A 1065-nucleotide genomic window follows, 5' to 3' on the forward strand; every position below is an offset into this window, starting at 1 on the left:
TCTGGGTCACCCATGACGGTGTCATCATCGCCACCCACGTCCGGGCATGGGCCCGGCATCTCGTGGTGACTGATCCTGTCCATGTGGCCCGCGCGGCGGTGATGCGCCGGGACTTCCGGACACAGAGAGTGCACCGCCCCGAACCCGAGGAAGCAGTGCAGGTGCGGGACCTGGCCGCCTACGACGAGATCTTCGGCATCGACCTCGGCCAGCCGCCGAACCTGGTCCTGGAAGTGGCATCATGACCGGGACACCATCACAGATCGAGTACTACGCCCGGGCCCTGCGCGCACCACGGATCAGCGATGGGTTCCGCCGGCTCGGGGACCAGGCCCGGGACGCCGGCTGGTCCCATGAGGAGTATCTGGCCGCGGTCCTCTCCCGTGAAGTCTCCGAACGCGAAGCCTCCGGCGCGGCGACACGGATCAAGGCCGCGAGGTTCCCGGCCCACAAGGACCTGGAGGAGTTCAACTTCGACCATCAGCCCTCCGCGGACCGGAACCTCATCGCGCACCTGGGCACCGGGGTGTTCCTCTCCGAAGCCAAAAACGTGGTCCTCCTCGGACCACCTGGCACGGGCAAAACGCACCTCGCGGTCGGCATCGGTATCAAGGCAGCCAAGGCCGGGCACCGGGTTCTCTTCGATTCAGCGACCGGCTGGGTCGCCCGGCTCCAGGAAGCCCATTCCCGCGGGAAACTCGCCCAGGAACTGGTCAAACTCCGCCGCTACAGCCTCCTGGTGGTCGACGAAGTAGGCTATATCCCGTTTGACCAGGACGCGGCGAACCTGTTCTTCCAGCTTGTCTCCAGCCGCTACGAACACGCGTCCATGATTCTGACGTCCAATCTCCCGTTCGCCCGCTGGGGCGATGTCTTCGGGGACCTGACCATCGCCTCGGCCATGATCGACCGGATCGTCCACCACGCCGACGTCCTCAGCCTCAAAGGCAACAGCTACCGGCTCAAAAGACACCAACCCGACGCCAGTACGGCACAATAGAACCACAACCCCGTGGCCCCGTTTTCAATTGGCACTATTGGCCCTATTTTCGGTTGGCGTTAACA

The 1065-nt window shown here is 64.4% G+C and carries 1 protein-coding gene and 1 pseudogene; both read left to right on the forward strand.

Annotated elements, in window-relative coordinates; genetic code table 11:
* A pseudogene (locus NFC73_RS20670) lies at nucleotides 1-245 on the forward strand (hypothetical protein); the annotation flags it as partial.
* Nucleotides 242-1000: an IS21-like element helper ATPase IstB gene (gene istB / locus NFC73_RS20675; protein ID WP_254753354.1), complete on the forward strand. Its 759-nt coding sequence runs from the start codon at nucleotides 242-244 to the stop codon at nucleotides 998-1000. The pseudogene NFC73_RS20670 and the gene istB, both read left to right, overlap by 4 nt.
* Nucleotides 1001-1065: the final 65 nt, after the last annotated feature.

The organism is Pseudarthrobacter humi (assembly GCF_024294965.1).
GTDB classification, from domain to species: domain Bacteria; phylum Actinomycetota; class Actinomycetes; order Actinomycetales; family Micrococcaceae; genus Arthrobacter; species Arthrobacter humi.

Coding starts and splice junctions, on each gene's coding strand:
- istB (WP_254753354.1), top strand. CDS start 242: ATGACCGGGACACCATCACAGATCGAGTACTACGCCCGGGCCCTGCGC.